Source organism: Streptomyces sp. NPDC057428, assembly GCF_042803195.1.
In the GTDB taxonomy this organism is placed as follows: Bacteria; Actinomycetota; Actinomycetes; order Streptomycetales; family Streptomycetaceae; genus Streptomyces.
This window is the reverse complement of the sequence record NZ_JBHVCT010000030.1, coordinates 1-17,193: the sequence shown is the minus strand read 5'-3', so window position 1 is coordinate 17,193 and position 17,193 is coordinate 1. Positions and strand designations below refer to the sequence as shown.

Below are 17,193 nucleotides of genomic sequence, written 5' to 3'. Positions count from 1 at the left end.
CCCTCACCGGCACCTGCCCCTCACACGGGATCACGGACCACCGGACAGCTCATACAGCGCGGGCCGCCCCGGCCCCGCCCCAGCTCGCTGCCGCGGATCTCGATGACCTCGATGCCCTCCTTGCGCAGATACGTGTTCGTCGTGGCGTTCCGCTCGTACGCGACGACGACCCCGGGCTCCACTGCCAGGACGTTGCACCCGTCGTCCCACTGCTCCCGTTCGGCGGCGTGCACGTCCTGGGTGGCGGTGAGCACCCGGATCGCGTCCAGGCCCAGCGCGGCGGCGATGGCCCGGTGCATGTGCTCGGGCGGATGGTCGGTGACCTTCAGCTCACGGGGGCCGCTGCCCGGCTCGATCGTGTAGGAAGGGAGCATCCCGAGCCCGGCGTACTTGGTGAACGTGTCGCCGTCGACCATCGTCATCACCGTGTCGAGGTGCATGAACGCCCGGCGCTTGGGCATGTCCAGCGCCACGATCGTCGTGGCCGACCCCGCGTCGAAGAGCCCCCTGGCCAGCATCTCCACCGCCTGTGGGGTGGTGCGCTCGCTCATCCCGATCAGGACCGCTCCCCGCCCGATGACGAGCACGTCGCCGCCCTCGATGGTGGACGGATAGTCGTCCTGCCCCTCGGACCAGTGGTGGAACGCGCCCGCCTCGGGGCCTGTGAAGAGCGGATGGTGCCGGTAGATCGCCTCGAAGTGGACGGTCTCGCGCTGCCGGGCGGGCCAGCGCATCGCGTTGATGGATACCCCGTCGTAGATCCACGCCGAGGTGTCCCTGGTGAAGATGTGGTTCGGCAGAGGGCTCAGCAGGAAGTCGTCGAGCCGCATGACGTGGAAGCGGACCGACGTCGGCTCGGCGTGCCGCTCAAGGAACTCACGCTTCGTCATCCCGCCGATCAGAGCCTCGGCCAGCTCGGCCGCCGGCAGCTCCTCGAAGGCGGCACGCAGGTGTTCGGTGGCGAGCGGGCCGTACTCCTTCTCCGCGAAGACCCGGTCGAGGACGAGCCTTCGCGCCACCGGGATGCCGAGGGACTCGCGGAGCAGGTCGCCGAAGAGATGAACCTCCACCCCCCGGTCGCGCAGCACGTCGGCGAACCCGTCGTGCTCCTCGCGGGCACGGCGCACCCACAGCACGTCGTCGAACAGCAGCGCGTCCTTGTTGCTGGGCGTGAGCCGCTTCAGTTCCAGCTCGGGGCGGTGCAGGATGACGCGGCGCAGCCGCCCGGCCTCGGAGTCGACATGGAATCCCATGCCCTCATCCTCACCACGCGGAGCGCCGTTCACCCCGCGAACCGCCAGTCGATTCCCGATTCCGGCCGGGCGGGAACGGGGCCGCGGCTCCCCGGCGCGCCGAGGACGTCACCTGAAGCGCCGGCATCCGAGACTGAACCCGGTCAGAACACCCGCGCCGTCCCGGGACCCCCGGCGGCGCGCCCCGGTCACGCCCCCTCGTACGGGCCGGCGTCCCCGTCCGCGATCCAGGTGGCGCGGCCGACGGCCCCGTATCCCCCACGCCGAAGGAGCACTCCCGCCATGCCGACCAGCACACCTCTGCCACCCGTCGTCACCGCGTTCCTGGACGCCGCCAACGCCCACGACACCGTCGCCTGGCTGCGGACCTTCGCTCCGGACGGGGCCGTGGACGACTGGGGACGTGTATTCACCGGGTACGAGGCGGTGCGCGCCTGGAGCGAGGCGGAATTCATCGGCGCGCACGTCACCCTCGACGTCACCGAGGTGTCGGCCGGTCCCGGGGACGAGGACGTCACCGTCCTGGCGCAGGTCGGCGGCGACGGCTTCAACGGCCCCTCGCACTTCACCTTCACCGTCCGCGACGACCTCATCGCCCTGATGCGCATCACCTCCTGACCGCGTCGGCCGCGCGCGGCAGGACGACGTCCCCGCGGGCAGCCGGTGCCCGCGGGGACGTGATCGCCTACAACCGGGGGTCGACCGGCTCCGACTCCAGGGCGAGCACCGCGAAGACCGCCTCGTGGACCCGCCACAGCGCCTCCCCGTCGGCCAGCCGGTCCAGCGCTTCGAGGCCGAGCGCGTACTCCCGCAGGGCGAGCGAGCGCTTGTGGCCGAGGAACCGCGAACGCAGCCGCTCCAGATTGTCCGGCCGGGTGTACTCGGGACCGTAGATGATCCGCAGGTACTCCCTTCCGCGCACCTTGATGCCCGGCTGGACCAGCCTGCCCTTGCCGTCCCGCACGAGGGCGCCGAGCGGTTTGACGACCATGCCCTCTCCGCCGCGGCCGGTCATCTCCAGCCACCAGTCGATCCCGGAGCGCATGGAGTCCTCGTCCCCCGTGTCGACGACGAGCCGCCGGGTGACCTGGAGCAGACCCGTCGGGTCGTGCTCGACCAGGCGGTCCAGCCAGGCCAGCTGCTCGTCGTGCGGCACGGAGGCGAGTGAGCGGCCCTGGACGGCCAGGATCTGGAACGGCGCGAGACGGACCCCGTCGAGCCCTTCGGTGCTCCAGCAGTAGCGGCGGTACGCCTCGGTGAACGCCGCGGCGTCCTCGGCGCGGCCCCGCTGGCGGTCGGTGAGACCGCCGACGTCCACACCGCGCGCGGCCGCAGCCGCCAGGGCCTTCTCCGCCACGGGCAGCGCGGCGCCCGCCGCCGCGCCCACCGCCGCGTACTGGGAGCGAAGGAGCCCGGCGGCCTTGAGGGACCAGGGCATCAGCTCGGCGTCGAGCACCACCCAGTCGGTGTCCCACTCCTCCCACAGCCCCGCTGCGGTGATCGCGGTGCGCAGCCTGCCGAGGACGACCTCGGTCAGCGCCTCGTCGTCCAGGAAGGGCCTCCCTGTCCGGGTGTGCAGCGCGCCGGTGGGGCCTCCTCCGGAGCCGGAGGCGTGGGAGGTTCCACCGGTGCCGAAACGCTCGCGGGCGGTCTCCGCGTCACGGCAGACGAGTGCCACGGCGCGCGAACCCATGTGTTTCTCCTCGCAGACGACCTTGGTGACGCCGTCCGTGCGGTACTGCGCGAACGCCTCGGCCGGGTGCTCCAGGTAGCCGTCCTCGCGCGACGTGGCCGTCGGTGCCATCGTCGGCGGGAGGTAGGTCAGCAGCCTCGGGTCGACGGCGAACCGGCTCATGACCTCCAGCGCCGCCGCGGCGTTCTCCTCGCGCACCGCGATACGGCCCATGTGACGGGTCTCGACGGCACGACGCCCCTGCACGTCGGCGAGGTCCAGCGGACGGCCCTCCCGTCCGCCCGGCGCCTCGGTGCTCAGCGGCTTCACCGGCTCGTACCAGACCCGCTCGGCCGGCACGTCGACGACCTCGCGCTCGGGCCAGCGCAGGGCGGTCATCTTCCCGCCGAACACCGCCCCGGTGTCCAGGCACAGCGTGTTGTTGACCCAGGAGGTCGTGGGGACGGGGGTGTGGCCGTAGACCACGGCGGCCCGGCCCCGGTATTCCTCGGCCCAGGGGTAGCGCACGGGCAGGCCGAACTCGTCCGTCTCTCCCGTCGTGTCGCCGTACAGGGCGTGCGACCGGACCCGTCCGGAGGTGCGCCCGTGGTACTTCTCGGGCAGCCCGGCATGGCAGACGACCAGCTTGCCGTCGTCCAGTACGTAATGGCTCACCAGTCCGTCGATGAACTCCGCGACCCGCCCCCGGAACTCGGGGTCCCTGGCATCCTCCCGCTCCAACTGCTCGACGGTCTCGGCGAGACCGTGGCTGTGCTGGACCTTGCGGCCCTTGAGGTAACGGCCGAGCTTGTTCTCGTGGTTGCCCGGGACGCACAGTGCCTGGCCCGCCGCGACCATCGCCATGACCCGGCGCAGCACTCCGGGACTGTCGGGCCCGCGGTCCACGAGGTCGCCGACGAACACGGCGGTACGCCCCTGCGGGTGCGCTCCGTTCTCGGCGTAGCCGAGCTTGCGAAGCAGCGACTCCAGCTCGGAGCTGCAGCCGTGGATGTCCCCGATGATGTCGAAGGGACCGGTGAGGTGGCGGAGGTCGTTGTAGCGCCGCTCCAGGACCACTTCGGCCGAGCCGGCCTCCTCCTCGGTGCGGAGGATGTGCACCTTGCGGAAGCCCTCACGCTCCAGCCCCCGCAGCGAACGGCGCAGTTCGCGGCGGTGGCGCTGGACGACGTGACGGGGCATGTCGGCGCGATCGGGCCGACCGGCGTTGCGCGCGAGGCACAGCTCCTCGGGCATGTCCAGCACGATCGCGATGGGCAGTACGTCGTGCTGACGCGCCAGCTGTACGAGCTGCTTACGGCTCTCGGGCTGCACGTTGGTGGCGTCGACGACGGTGAGGCGTCCCGCGGCAAGGCGCTTGCCGACGATGTAGTGCAGGACGTCGAAGGCGTCGCCGCTGGCGCTCTGGTCGTTCTCGTCGTCGGCGACGAGTCCGCGGCAGAAGTCGGACGAGACGATCTCGGTCGGCTTGAAGTGCTCGCGGGCGAAGCTGGACTTGCCCGAACCGCTGGCACCGATGAGCACGACGAGGGACAGGTCGGTCACCGGCAGCCTGCGCGAGGAACTGGTACTGGTCATGCGGCCTTCGCCTCCTTCGGCGTCGTGGTGGTGGCGGGGGTCTCCGGGGCGGGCTCCGGACTCCGGGTCGACTGCGGATTCTGGGCGGGCTGCGGGGTTCGCCGGTCCCGGGTGTTGCGGGTGTCCGTGGTGCGGGTGTCCGTCTCGTCCGGCGCACGGCCGTCAGCAGCAGCCATCGTGAACACGGCCATCTGCGTGGGCGGTCCGACCTCGGGGTCGTCAGGTCCCACGGGCACGAACTCCACCGCGTAACCGTGCCGCGCGGCCACCTGCCCGGCCCAGTCCCGGAATTCCTCCCTGGTCCACTCGAAGCGGTGGTCGCCGTGGCGCACGTGCCCGGCCGGGAGCGTCTCCCAGCGGACGTTGTACTCGACGTTGGGTGTGGTGACGAGCACGGTGCGCGGGCGCGCCGAGCCGAACACCGCGTATTCCAGGGCCGGAAGCCGGGGCAGGTCGAGGTGCTCGATGACTTCGCTGAGCACCGCGGCGTCGTAACCCTTCAACCGCTTGTCCGTGTAGGTCAGAGCGCCTTGCCGGAGGGCCACGCGCTCTGCCTGCCGCTCACCCATCCGGTCGAGTTTCAGCCGCCGTGCCGCGACGGTCAGGGCACGCATCGACACGTCGACCCCGACGATCTCCGTGAAGCGCATGTCCTTGAGCAGCTCCTGCACCAGCTGGCCCTGGCCGCAGCCCAGGTCGAGCACCCGGTGCGCACCGGCCGCCGTCAGCGCCTCGATGATCGCCGCACGGCGCCGGCCGGCGAGCGGGACGGGACGTTCCTCCGTGTCGGTGGTCTCGTCCACCGCGTTGTCGACGCTCTCCACCTCCAGGTCGTCGGACTCGGCGAGCCGCACCAGCTCCAGGCGCTCCATCGCCTGCCGGGTGAGGCCCCAGCGCCGGGATAGATAGCGGCTGGTGATCAGCTTCTGCTCAGGGTGCCCGGCCAGCCAGCCCTCTCCGGCCTTCAGCAGTTTGTCGACCTCGTCGGGCGCGACCCAGTAGTGCTTGGCGTCGTCAAGCACCGGCAGCAGGACGTACAGCTGGCGCAGTGCGTCCGCGAGCCGGAGCTCCCCCTCGAGCACCAGACGTACATAACGCGAGTCGCCCCACTCCGGGAACTGCTCGTCGAGCGGTACGGCGACGGCCTCCACCCGTGTCCAGCCGAGTGGTGCGAAGAGCTTGTGCACCAGAACAGCACCACCGCGTGCCGGAAGCGCGGGCACCTCGATCCGCAGCGGCAGGGGTTCTGCGGCACGCTCGGGCATCGCCCTGCACGCCCCGTTCAGCGCGGACTTGAACACGGTCGTCATCGCGACCGAGAGCAGCGACGACGCGGCGTACGGCCGGTCGTTGACGTATTGGGCGAGCGCGGCGTCGGGCGCTCCGCCCCGGCCCTTCCCCTTGCCCCGACGCACCAGCGTCACCGGATCCACCTCCAGCAGCAGGGCTGCCGTGCACCGCTCGGACGACGCTTCGGGGTAGAAGACGTGGGCCGTGCCGTGGGAGGTCGAGAACGTCTGCGCCTTGTCGGGATGCTTGTGCAGCAGGAAACCGAGATCGGTGGCGGGACGTTCAGGGGTGCCGGTCGTGCTGATAGTCAGGAACACATGAGCGAGTATGTGCGTGATCCGGCCCGTTGCGACAGTGGATTATCGGGATATGCAGCAAGCTCCCCTCCCTGTTCGCATCTCGTGTATCGCTCCTCTTTGATCGCTCCTCCTGGATCACCAGGTGGGCCGGTCTTCGGGTCGGTCGTTCCGTTTCCTTGGAGAGCGCGCACCTGAGTGCGGGGAAAAGCGGCACGCTTCGGCATCTTCCGCCAAGCGGTTCAAACTTCCGGCCGCCCCGTTCGCCCGGCCAGCGCCGCGATGTCCGCAGGGCCTACCCGGCAGCAGCCGCCGACCAGGCGCGCGCCCGTCCTCTGCCAGTCCCGCACTCTGCTCGCAGCGAACGTGCTGCTGCCGGTCCATCTCCGGCCGGTGGCGTCCCACGTCTCGCCGCTGTTCGGATAGACGACCACGGGCTTGCCCGTCGCGGCCGCGGCATCCACCGCACGGTCCGCGTCAGCGGGGTCGCAGCAGTTGACCCCGACCGCCACCACCTGGTCGATGCCCGCGACGAGCCCGAAGGCCTCCTCCAGGGGCTGCCCGGCCCTGGTCCGACCGCCGGCCACGCTGTACGAGAGCCACACCGGCACCCCGAGGTCCTGGACCACCCGCAGCAGCGCCTCTGCCTCGTCGATGTCCGGCACGGTCTCCAGGGCCAGCACGTCGGGGCCCGCCTCGGCCAGCGTCTGGGCCCGGGGGCGGTGGAAGCGCTCCAGCTCGCGGACGGTCAGCCCGTACCTGCCCCGGTATTCGCTGCCGTCCGCGAGCATCGCCCCGTACGGGCCGATCGAGGCGGCGACCCAGTACTCCCGTCCGGTCACCGCGCCCGCCCGGCGTGCCGACCGCACGCTCCCGGTCATCAGGTCCGCGGCCCGCGCCCGCGCGATGCCTCGCCGGTCGAACCCCTCGAATGTGGCCTGGTAGCTGGCCGTGGTCAGCACCTGCGCCCCGGCCCGGGCGTAAGCCGTGTGGGCCGCCTCGATCTGCTGCGGGGCGTCGGCCAGCAGGCGGGCCGACCACAGGGCGTCGGACAGATCGCAGCCCTGTGCCTCCAACTGGTTGGAGAGACCGCCGTCCAGGAGGACGGTCCCCTCGGCGAGCGCTTCGCCGAGGGGACGGCGGGACCGGACCTCCGGTCTCCGGTCGGTGTGCACGGCCACTCCTCGCTCTCGTGGACCCTGTCGGGCGGTCGCCGGCGCTCTTTGCCCGGCCCATTGCCGTCAGCCCAACTGCGACTGCACCTGCGACGAGATCAGCTCCAGGTGGTCCAGGTCGTCCAGGTCCAGGACCTGGAGGTAGATCCGGGACGAGCCGATCGCGGCGAAGCGACCGATCTTGTCGACGACCTCTGCGGGCGAGCCGGCCAGCCCGTTCGCCTTGATCTCCTCGACGTCACGTCCGATGGCGGATGCCCGCCGTGCCACCTCCGCGTCGTCCTTGCCGACGCAGACCACCAGGGCGTTGGAGTACACCAGGTCGTCGGGCGCACGGCCCGCGGCGACGGCCGCGTCCCTGACCCGGCCGAACTGCTTCTCGCTGTCCGCGATGGAGGCGAACGGAATGTTGAACTCATCGGCGTAGCGTGCGGCGAGCCGGGGCGTACGGACCGCGCCGTGGCCACCGATCAGCACCGGAACCTTGGCCTGGGCGGGCTTCGGCAGCGCGGGCGAGTCGGTCAGTTGGTAGTACGTCCCGTCGAAACTGAAGGTCTTTCCGGGCTCCGTCCCCCATAGGCCGGTGACGATCGCCAGTTGCTCCTCCAGCCGGCCGAACTTCTCCTTGGGGAACGGAATGCCGTAAGCCTTGTGCTCCTCCTCGAACCAGCCCGCGCCGAGGCCAAGCTCGACACGGCCACCGGACATCTGGTCGACCTGCGCGACCTGGATGGCCAGGACCCCGGGCAGACGGAAGGTGCCGGCCGTCATGAGGGTGCCCAGGCGAATCCGCTTGGTCTCGCGCGCCAGGCCGGCCAAGGTGATCCACGCGTCCGTCGGCCCGGGAAGGCCGTCACCAGATCCCATGCGCAGATAGTGGTCGGACCGGTAGAAGGCGTCGAAGCCGAGGTCCTCGGCGGCCTTGGCGACGGTGAGCAGGGTGTCGTAGCTCGCCCCTTGCTGGGGCTCGGTGAAGATTCGAAGATCCATGCCTCCATCCTGCACCTTCTGGACCTGCGACTCCGTCTCCCGTGCCCTGCCCCTTCCCGGGCGCCTGTGACACACCACGGGCATACCGCTCACGGCGGGCCGGCCACCCGGTCCGCCGGCCCCCGGATCACCCCGTACGGACCGTCGCGCTCAGTGCCAGGCCCTCTCTCCCGCTCGTGGTCGGCGAGCCGTCGCAGCATCCCGTGGACGCGGTCGACGGACTCGTCGGCCGCGTCTATGGCCTCGATGCACTGCCAGTACAGCCCCTCCTCGTCGGTCCCGCAGGCGACACCCACGAGCGCGATGCCCACTTCACCTAGGAACTGTGCCAGGGCGTCCAGCGTCCCTTGGACATCCGTCACTTCGGTGAGCTGCGCCGCCCGCACACCTCCGGCGGACACCGCGGGGTGGCCGGACACGGCGCCGCCCGGGGCTCCGGTGTCACTGAGTTCGCCCGCCTCGGTCCGCACCTCCGCCGGACCGCAACGGGCCAGGTGGCCGCCGACCGCCCGCGCGAGCGCCTGGGCCTGCCACGCCTCCGCCATGACAGCGGGCACGTCAGCGCTCTCCGCCAGTGCCCGTCGGCCCGCCTCGATCAACCGCTCCGCTTCCATGCGATCTCCCCCGTCACCGACACCGGTCGCCGATGCCATCTGTACGAAAAGCCCACTCACCCTCTTCATTACCCACAGTGAGGTGCGTGGCACACGAAAGCCAGAGGAAATCGGAAATCTGTGGACAGGATGTCGAACGTGAATAAGTCGATCACTCCGAAGAGTGACGACGTAGCGCTTCGGCCCCCTCCTCGGCCGGAAAGCGCGTCTCGTTCCGGTCGATCTTGGCGGCGAGGGCCGCCAGCGGGTCGATGCCCAGGACCTCGCAGAACTGCAGCAGATAGGCCAGGACGTCGGCGACCTCGTCCTCGACACGGAACGCGGTGCCGGGGTCCTCCATCACCCGCGCCGACTGCTCCGGCGTCAGCCACTGGAAGATCTCCTGGAGTTCGGAGGCCTCGACACCGAGTGCGGCGACCAGGTTCTTGGGCGTGTGATAGGGCTCCCACCCGCGGGACACCGCGAAGTCGGCCAGTCTCCGCTGTAGTTGTGCTGCGTCGAATTCCGTCACGGTGCCAGGTCTACCACCTTCACGCCGGCCGTCCCGCGGGCCACCGCTGCCGCCGCCTCGCCGACCGTGCCCAGAAGCCGTGTTCGGCCGCCCTCGCAGACCGACGCGGCCAGGGCCAGCAGTTCTCCGGTCTGGCGCGCGTCCAGGCTCCTGTCGAGTCCGTCGGCCAGGACGGTGACCACCTGCATGGCCGACGGCACCTCGGCGTGCGGGTCGGCCGCCAAGGCCTGGGAGCCCGTCAGCATTGCCAGCGCGAAACCGAGATAGCGCAGTTCACCGTCGCCGAGTCGGCCGATGGGGGTGCTGCGGCCCGGTCCGCGTTCCATCCGGGCCCGGACCGTCCCGTCGCCCGGCCGCTCGACGGTCAGACCGGTCACCGGCCCCGCGCACCCGGCGTCCGCACTGGCGACCAGCCGCGCATACCGCCGCGCGCACAGCGTGCGGGTGCGGTGCAGTACCTCCGCGAGGTTCTCGCAGCCCGAGGTCAGCCGCCCTTCCCCGGCGGGCCGTGCGGCGCGCATCCGAGCCGGCTGCGGATCGCAGACGAAGACGGAGCGCAGGGCCACCACGACCTGCTCCGCGGCGGCCAGCACTCCCAACTCCCCCTCCGTCGTGCCCGCGACCCGCAGCGGCAGGAGCGCTGTGGCCAAGCGGTCGCCGGGAAAGGGTGCGCGCGTCACGGGAACGGTCCCGGCCGTGTGCCAGGCGGCCTGGACCGTGGCGCGGCGGGGATCCCGCAGCGCTGTGCTCAGCAGGGTCTCCTCACCGTGCGTGAGCCGCTCGCCGACGATGCGCAGCGCGGGCTCCGCCTGGACGGCCAGATCCAGCCTCACCCGGCCGGCCGGCCCGTCCACCGTGCATCCGAGCCGGAATCCGCGCCGCCCCTGAGCGTCCGCGTCCGCCCAATCCGGCACCCAGGCCGCAGAGTCGGGGAACACCTCCTCCAGAGGGTCACCGGATGCGAGCCGCGCCAGCGCCTCGTACCCCCGCAGGGCGCTCGACTTGCCCGATCCGCTTTCTCCGGTGAGCAGCGTGAGCGGACCGAGCGGGATGACGGTGCGGCGGTGCGAGGCGAAGGCGTCCAGCCGGACCTCGCCGACGCTGGGGCGGGCGGGACGGGCCTCGCGGGGCGGCGGCGGTGCCGTCGTCCCCTTGGGGATCACAGTCATGTCCGGACCGTACGCACGCCCCTGTGCGGCGAACCGTTCCGCCCGTGCGACCTTCCTACGATTGGGGTACGCCCGCCGCGGTGACGCCCTCGACCTCCATACCGGCCGGCGCGAGCAGGAAGACGTTGCGGTCGACCCGGTGCATGCCGCTGCCCAGTCCGAACACCACGCCGCTGCTGAAGTCCAGGATGCGCTTGGCGACATCGCTCTCGGCGCCGGTCAGGTCCAGCAGGACGGGGATCTGCGCCACCAGGTACTCGGCGACCTCGCGCGCGTCCGCGAACACCTGTACCCGCAGGACGACGAGGCGGCGCTGGTCGGCCGCCTCGCGCTGCTCGGGAACCGTCCGGTGGTCGACCCGGGACGGCCATTCGTTGCGCCCCCTCAGGGGTACGACCTGGGCGAGCCCGTCCCACTGTTCGTCGGTGGCGTCGTACCTGTCGTACCTGTCGTACCTGCTCACAGAACCACCCCGTCCGTATGCCGGTTGGCTGTGCGCCGGCTGCGCTCGCTGTTCATCGGGCAATTCTCTCGCCCCTCACCCGTTCGGCGTACCACCGACACGGGCCGGAACGTGATCGACAGCTTCCGGCGTACGGGAATCCCCCGCCTCGGGGAGTGTGCCGAGTGGCGTGAAGCGCCCCGGGAGGTGGACCGGCGCGCGGTGGAAGGGGCCCGGCCGCCAGACCAGTTCGCCGGGGTCGACGGCGAGTTCGAGGTCGCAGAGCTGGCTGGTGAGCTCCTCGATCGCGGTCATGGCCATCAGCAGAGCGGGCTGTTTCGCGGGACATCTGTGAGGTCCGGTCGACCACGCCAGGTGAGCACCGTCACCCGAACGCACCGCGGGGTCCGAGGCGGACGGCAGCGACTGCGTGTTGGCTGCGGCGAAGGAGACCAGGACCAACTGCCCGGCACGCAGGGCGACCCCGTGGAACTCGGTGTCCTGGCGCGGGTAGTGCGCGCCCATGTTGGCCAGCGGCGGATCGCGCCAGAGCACGTCGTCGATCGCCTCGCGCGCGGTCGTCGCGCCGCCGTGCAGGGACCGGTCTCCGGCGTCGAGCATGCGCAGGAGCGCGTTGCCGATCAGGTTCGTCGTCGGGTCGTGGCCCGAACTCATGATGAGGGTGATCTGGCGCACGGCCTCGTCGTCGAGCCCGGCGGGGTGCTGGAGCAGGTAGGTGGTGAGGTCGCGGCGCGGCCTGGAGCGCCGTTCGGCGACGAGCCCGGCGACGACTCCGACGAGGTCGTCGTAGGCGGCCGCCGCGTTTCCGGCCGAGTCCATCATCCCGGCGATGCCCCGGACCACGCGCTCGGTGGCTCCGGACGCCACCCCGAAGGCGGCGGTGAAGACGTGCAGGGGCAGGCGGCGCGCGTACTCGGCGATGAGGTCGCAGCCTCCGGCGGCGGAGAACCCCGCAATGAGCCGCCGGGCCACCGCGGCGACCTCGGCGCGCAGCAGATGGGGTTCGATCAGTGCGAGGGTGTCGTTGATGGCGCCCCGGTAGCGCGCGTGGACCTCACCGTCGGTGAAGAGCGCGGTGGGACGGTGGCCGAGGACGGGCAGGACGGGTGAGTCGGCCGGCATCCCGGCCTGCCAGGCGCGCGAATCCTTGGTGAAGGTGTCGGTGTCACGCAGCAGGTCCACGGCGGCCTGGTAGTCGACGACCAGCAGCGCCTCGACGTCGGGGGCGATACGGACCCGGGCCAGCGGCCCTTGGCCGCGTCGGAGCCGTAGGATGCGCCGGGGTCACCGGCCGCTCCCCGCTCCCGCGCGGCGAGGGCCGCCCCGGAGCCGGTGTCCGCGGCGACGGCGGCGGGGGTGTCCGCCCCTGCCGCACGCGCCTGGACCGGCTTCGGCGCGAGGACGGACAGCGTGCGGTCGTCGTCCATCACGGTGAGCAGGTGCGCCGGAATCCGCAGTATGGCGCGCATCCCCCCGTACGGCGACGACTCGATGTGGCAGCTGAAGCCGTAGCGCGCGATGAGCCGGCCCACCACGGCGAAGCCGGTCTGCGGGGGGTCCCCAGTTCGGTGAGCAGGACCTCGGCGGGGCCGGCGAGCAGTGCGCGGGCCCTTCTCAGCGCGTCGTCGTCCATGCCGATCCCCGCGTCGTCGACCAGGATCATGGCGCCACGCCCGGCGGTCTGCTGGACCGTTACCGGCACCTCGGTGTCCGGGTGCGAGTACGCCGTCGCGTTGGCCAGCAGCTCGGCGAGCGCGATCGCGAGGGGCTCGGCGGCCCGGGCGACCAGCGCGAGCCGCTCCTGGCGTAGGTGGTTGGCGACCTTGACGCGCTCGTACCCGGCGACCCGCGACTGGGCGCCGAGGACGACCTCGACGAGTGAGGAGTTCTGCCGGGCGAGGCCCGGCCACGCGTGGGGTCGTAGTGGATGTGCTCCCGGGCCTCCCGGGTCGCGATGATCTCGGCGTCGGGCAGCACGCCCGCACCCCAGAAGTGGTCGCCGTTGGCGTGGGTGACGATCACCCGGCCGATGCCCACCCCGTCCGGCAGTCGCTTCTGGCTCTCGACCAGGAACTGCCCCGCCAGCGCCGCGTCGTAGGGGGTGTCGATCCACAGGGCGCCGCGGTTCGACACCAGGAGGCCGCAGTTGGCCAGGTCCCAGGCCCGCTTCGGCGGCAGCCAGGCGTACAGGCCGCTGCCGAGGTCAACGACGTCTCCGCCCGTGATCGACATGCGGTGATTATGCCGACCTCGATCCGTCCGCGCGTTCGAACTCGGCCGGGACGCAGGCCCCGTGACGTGAAATCGACTCCTTCGCCGGCCAGCAGCGGCCCGCCGGTGACCGTCCGGGATCACCACAGATCGCCCCGACGGACCAGTTTCCGCCTGATATCCGGTATGCCACCCGGCGCACACCCGCGGCAAGGCGAATACCCAGAAGGTGGCAACGGAACCTAATCCAGCCGACTACCCACCGAGCATGGCTGAAAAGCACCTATCTCACGATCACTCACGGGCGACCCACATGCTTGTTCTTGCTCATTTACCCCATGTAATATGCAAAATCGATCACGCAGACGACGATTCCATCCACGTCATCCCACCAGGCGCGAGCAGCAGCGGAAGCGGAGTGCGGACATGTCCCATGTCGAGACCGAGACAGCCGGCCAGCCGGAGTGCTGGCGCCGCGCCGCGGAGGTCGCCGCGGACCGCGGGGCGGCCCTGCCCGCCACCGGTGAGCGCATCGCCGTCGTCGGCTGCGGCACGTCCTACTACATGGCGCAGGCCTACGCCGCGCTGCGCGAGGAATCCGGCGAGGGCGAGTCGGACGCGTACGCCGCCTCGGAGTTCCCCTCCGGTCGCACGTACGACCGGGTGGTGGCTCTGACGCGTTCGGGGACCACCACCGAGGTGCTGGAGCTACTGGCCCGGCTGCGGGGCGCCACCCGGACCGTCGCGGTGACAGCGGACCCGCTGACGCCGGTGATGGACGTCTCGGACGAGGTGGTCGTCCTCGACTTCGCGGACGAGCGGTCGGTGGTGCAGACACGTTTCGCGACCACCGCGCTGACCCTGTTCCGCGCTCATCTCGGGCTGCACACCGAGCAGGCGGTACGGGACGCGGAGACCGCACTCGCCCAGCCGCTCCCCGAAGGGTTGCTGGAGGCGGACCAGTTCAGCTTTCTGGGACGGGGCTGGACGGTCGGACTGGCCAACGAGGCGGCGCTCAAGATGAAGGAGGCGTCGCTGTCCTGGACCGAGTCGTACCCTGCGATGGAGTACCGCCACGGACCCATCAGCATCGCCACGGCCGGGACCGCCACGTGGATGTTCGGCCCCGCCCCCTCGGGCCTGGCGGAGCAGGTGCGGGCGACGGGCGCGCACTGGGTGGAGAGCGATCTGGACCCGCTGGCCGATCTGGTCCGGGTGCAGCGGCTGGCGATCGCCCGGGCGGCGGCCCGCGGCCTCGACCCCGACCTGCCACGGCATCTGACCCGGTCGGTGGTGCTCGACGGGCCGGCAACGGCCTGATCCCGCGTTACGGCATGCCGCGTACCGGGCTCGTACGGAGCCCGGTACGCGGCGGCGGAGAACCGCCGGTCAGCCCTCTTCGAAGTGGGCGTCCAGCGCGGCGTCCAGTTCGGCCGTCCACTCCTTGAGGCGGCCCCGGGCATCTGCCTCGACCTCGGCGTTGAACCACCGCCGGCTCGACAGGTGGACCGTGACGGTGAACCGGCGCCCGAAGCGGCCGGTTTTGACCTCGACCGCACCGATCTCGGACCAGTCGAACTCCGCCTCCTGGTCGTCCAGCCGGAAGCGGACACCCTCGGCGTCCACCCTGATGGATCCACGCCGGTCTCTGACCTCGAAGACGGGGCCGTCGCCGGCCGACACGTCCGCGCCGGCGGCAGTTTTGTCGTCGGGCGTGACCGCGTCCCCGCTTCGCTCCGTGTCGGCGGGAGCCTCGGAACCAGCCGCCCGATCGTCGGCCGGCCGGCGGTCGGCCGACTGCTCGGCAACCTTTTCCTCGACGTCGGTCGCGTCCTGGACGTCCGTCTCGTCGGGCCTGTGGGCATCCTCGGGTGCCGCGTCGGTCACGTCCGCATCCGCCTCCGCCCGCGCGCGGGCAGGGGCCGTCAGGCCGGGGATGTACGCCGGGTCTGTCCCCGCGGCGAACTCGGGCTTGGTGTTCGAATCTATGCGCTGCTCCACGGCGGGCAGTATGGACGACGAACCTGTACGAGACCAGTCACGCGCGGCCGGACGGGCCTGTCGTCGGGCCGGGTCCACCCGCACGCGGCGCTACGGACCCTTCGCGTCCCGCAGTCGGCCCCGTATACGAAGGAAAGGTGGTACGGGTTCCGCCGAACCCGTACCACCCTCTGTCCCTGCCCCTGCCTCACACGCCGGGTGTGGGAGGTTCCGCGTCGATCCGAGGCTCAGTAGGCCCCGAAGACGTTGTCGATCGAGCCGTAGCGGTCGGCGGCGTAGTTGCACGCGGCCGTGATGTTGGCGACCGGGTCGTAGCTGTCCAGCGACGTACCGGGCACGTGGTAGGCCCGGAAGGTCGGGTCGATGACCTGCAGCAGGCCCTTGGACGGGATGCCCGCAGCAGCGTTGGAGTCCCAGTTGTTGATGGCCAGCGGGTTGCCGGAGGACTCACGCATGATGTTGCGGTGGATGCCGTCGTAGCTGCCGGGGATGCCGTGCTGGGCCATGATGGCCAGCGACTCCTTGATCCAGCCGTCCAGGTCGTTCGTGTACGCCGTCCGCTCGGCGGCGGGAACCGCTTCGGCCGCGGGCGCGCCCTGTGCGGCGAGTTCGGTGCTGCGCTCCGAACGGTCCGCACGCTCGGCGGCCCTGGATTCCTTCTTGGCGACCCTGTCGGCCTTGGCCGGCTTGTCCGCCCACTTCTTCTCGACCTTGCCGCCGATGGTCAGCTCGAGGCCGGGGTGAATGAGGTCGGGGTTTGCGCCGACAGCCTTCTTGTTGCCCTCGTACAGAGCCTTCCAGCCGCCGTGGACCGAATGCTCGCGGGCGATCTTGGCGAGAGTGTCGCCGACGACGACGGAATAGCTCTTGGACTTGGCGCCCTTTGCGGCAATTCCCTGTGCGGACAGGGCAGTCAACGTCACCGTCTTTTCAGCGGCGGCCGGCTGGGCCGGAGCTGCGAAGGCGCCGGTCGCGCCGATCACGGGAAGCGCGAGAGCGACTCCACCCGTGGTCACGGCGATGACGCCGCGCTTCAGCGAACTGGTCCTGGAACGACGGTTCTTGGAAAAACCGGGCATGCTGAATTCCTCTCCGTCGCCTACGAAGTGAGCTGTCGGGTTCGAGCTGGAGATGCCCGGCCGCATGGGAATGCGACTTCACCCCGAGCCGCCCCGGAAACCGGGTCGGCGCTTACTTGGGTCCCCCGCTCCTGCCGTACGAGAAGTGGTCGGGTAGCCGGACGGCGGCAGGATTCGGCGTTCCGTCCGGAATGAGGGTGACCGTAGGCGAGAAATAGCCGGAGGGACAAGCCAGGAGTAATGATCAAAATTCAAGCGCAAGATCGATTCTCGGGAATTCATGTAATCCATCGCACACTGCTTCTCGCATCCCTGTTGGCACACAAGGGAACCCGCGACCCCGTTCCGGCGTCCGGGGGATCGAGGGTGACGCTGGTCACTGAGTCCGATACGGGCGATTTGCGCCCCACCGAAGGTCCCCAGGTCGCACGAAATGGCCTTTTATGGATTGCGGGACGAATTCCAGATAGCGGAGTAAATCGGGCATAAGGCTCATAAGTGAGTCATTCAGGCATAGGGGGTCCGGCCCCGTGGAACCGATCCCGCATGAGCGACAACCCTCAGCCCTCGAACCGTCAGATCACCGTGCTGCCCGTCCAGCCCGGCGATCCGCCTTTCCGCATCATGGAGATCGACGGAGAGGTGATCGGAACGGCGACCGCCCTGACCGACGTGCTCATCGCCGCGGCCGCGGCAGGCATCCCGGTCCACGACCTGGACGATCCTGCCGCTGTCCGGTGGGTGGGCGGCGACAAGTTCAGCTGGCGGCTGCACTGAGCCCGAATCCACCGGCTTGATGCCTGTGGATAGCTTCTCCGGAAACGAGGAAGTGCCCTGTGGCCTGCGATGATGGGAGTTCTTCACGCTTCCAGC

15 protein-coding genes, 1 pseudogene and 1 riboswitch are annotated in these 17,193 nt (G+C 70.7%); of the genes and pseudogenes, 3 read left to right on the top strand and 13 right to left on the bottom strand.

Annotated features, from left to right (window positions below):
• Window positions 1-20: 20 nt before the first annotated feature.
• Window positions 21-1,253: an arginine deiminase gene (locus ACFU5K_RS14625; protein WP_384060745.1), complete on the bottom strand. Its 1,233-nt coding sequence runs from the start codon at window positions 1,251-1,253 to the stop codon at window positions 21-23.
• A 282-nt stretch (window positions 1,254-1,535) separates the two neighbouring features.
• On the opposite strand from ACFU5K_RS14625, the gene ACFU5K_RS14620 reads away from it, so the two are divergent.
• The gene (locus ACFU5K_RS14620) at window positions 1,536-1,871 is read left to right on the top strand and encodes a nuclear transport factor 2 family protein (RefSeq protein WP_384060742.1); all 336 of its coding nucleotides are present in this window, start codon (window positions 1,536-1,538) and stop codon (window positions 1,869-1,871) included.
• 67 nt (window positions 1,872-1,938) lie between these two features.
• On the opposite strand, the gene ACFU5K_RS14615 is transcribed toward ACFU5K_RS14620, so the two are convergent.
• The 10 genes and pseudogenes from ACFU5K_RS14615 to ACFU5K_RS14570 all read right to left on the bottom strand — a co-directional run.
• Entirely contained in the window at window positions 1,939-4,521 is a 2,583-nt protein-coding gene (locus tag ACFU5K_RS14615; RefSeq protein ID WP_384060739.1) for a polynucleotide kinase-phosphatase, read from the bottom strand.
• Window positions 4,518-6,128 (bottom strand): 3' terminal RNA ribose 2'-O-methyltransferase Hen1, encoded by a 1,611-nt coding sequence (locus tag ACFU5K_RS14610; protein ID WP_384060735.1) that lies wholly within the window; start codon window positions 6,126-6,128, stop codon window positions 4,518-4,520. Before ACFU5K_RS14610 ends, ACFU5K_RS14615 begins: the two co-directional genes overlap by 4 nt.
• Window positions 6,129-6,349: 221 nt before the next feature.
• The gene (gene mmuM / locus ACFU5K_RS14605; protein ID WP_384060732.1) at window positions 6,350-7,282 is read right to left on the bottom strand and encodes a homocysteine S-methyltransferase; all 933 of its coding nucleotides are present in this window, start codon (window positions 7,280-7,282) and stop codon (window positions 6,350-6,352) included.
• Between the two features lie 66 nt (window positions 7,283-7,348).
• On the bottom strand, window positions 7,349-8,272 hold the full coding sequence (locus ACFU5K_RS14600; protein ID WP_384060729.1) for an LLM class F420-dependent oxidoreductase: 924 nt from the start codon (window positions 8,270-8,272) through the stop codon (window positions 7,349-7,351).
• Window positions 8,273-8,361: 89 nt separating this feature from the next.
• Window positions 8,362-8,886 (bottom strand): DUF6099 family protein, encoded by a 525-nt coding sequence (locus ACFU5K_RS14595; RefSeq protein ID WP_384060726.1) that lies wholly within the window; start codon window positions 8,884-8,886, stop codon window positions 8,362-8,364.
• A gap of 151 nt (window positions 8,887-9,037) precedes the next feature.
• Entirely contained in the window at window positions 9,038-9,397 is a 360-nt protein-coding gene (locus ACFU5K_RS14590) for a nucleotide pyrophosphohydrolase (RefSeq protein WP_384060723.1), read from the bottom strand.
• On the bottom strand, window positions 9,394-10,566 hold the full coding sequence (locus tag ACFU5K_RS14585) for an AAA family ATPase (protein ID WP_384060720.1): 1,173 nt from the start codon (window positions 10,564-10,566) through the stop codon (window positions 9,394-9,396). Before ACFU5K_RS14585 ends, ACFU5K_RS14590 begins: the two co-directional genes overlap by 4 nt.
• 55 nt (window positions 10,567-10,621) lie before the next feature.
• The gene (locus ACFU5K_RS14580; RefSeq protein ID WP_384060717.1) at window positions 10,622-11,029 is read right to left on the bottom strand and encodes a cell division protein SepF; all 408 of its coding nucleotides are present in this window, start codon (window positions 11,027-11,029) and stop codon (window positions 10,622-10,624) included.
• Window positions 11,030-11,104: 75 nt separating this feature from the next.
• On the bottom strand, window positions 11,105-12,211 hold the full coding sequence (locus tag ACFU5K_RS14575; protein WP_384060714.1) for a cytochrome P450: 1,107 nt from the start codon (window positions 12,209-12,211) through the stop codon (window positions 11,105-11,107).
• A 729-nt stretch (window positions 12,212-12,940) separates the two neighbouring features.
• Window positions 12,941-13,261 (bottom strand): annotated as a pseudogene (locus ACFU5K_RS14570) (MBL fold metallo-hydrolase); the annotation flags it as partial.
• 405 nt (window positions 13,262-13,666) lie between these two features.
• On the opposite strand from ACFU5K_RS14570, the gene ACFU5K_RS14565 reads away from it, so the two are divergent.
• Window positions 13,667-14,560, top strand: a complete 894-nt coding sequence (locus tag ACFU5K_RS14565) for an SIS domain-containing protein (RefSeq protein ID WP_384060711.1) — start codon at window positions 13,667-13,669, stop codon at window positions 14,558-14,560.
• A 69-nt stretch (window positions 14,561-14,629) separates the two neighbouring features.
• Here the strand turns inward: ACFU5K_RS14565 and ACFU5K_RS14560 are convergent, their stop codons facing one another.
• On the bottom strand, window positions 14,630-15,241 hold the full coding sequence (locus ACFU5K_RS14560) for a hypothetical protein (RefSeq protein ID WP_384060708.1): 612 nt from the start codon (window positions 15,239-15,241) through the stop codon (window positions 14,630-14,632).
• 227 nt (window positions 15,242-15,468) lie between these two features.
• On the bottom strand, window positions 15,469-16,320 hold the full coding sequence (locus tag ACFU5K_RS14555) for a transglycosylase SLT domain-containing protein (RefSeq protein ID WP_384060705.1): 852 nt from the start codon (window positions 16,318-16,320) through the stop codon (window positions 15,469-15,471).
• 4 nt (window positions 16,321-16,324) lie between these two features.
• A riboswitch (cyclic di-AMP (ydaO/yuaA leader) is annotated at window positions 16,325-16,510 on the bottom strand.
• Window positions 16,511-16,866: 356 nt separating this feature from the next.
• Between ACFU5K_RS14555 and ACFU5K_RS14550 the strand changes: the two genes are divergently transcribed.
• Window positions 16,867-17,097 carry a hypothetical protein gene (locus tag ACFU5K_RS14550; RefSeq protein WP_384060702.1) on the top strand — a complete coding sequence of 77 codons (231 nt, stop codon included), beginning with the start codon at window positions 16,867-16,869 and terminating at the stop codon, window positions 17,095-17,097.
• Window positions 17,098-17,193: the final 96 nt, after the last annotated feature.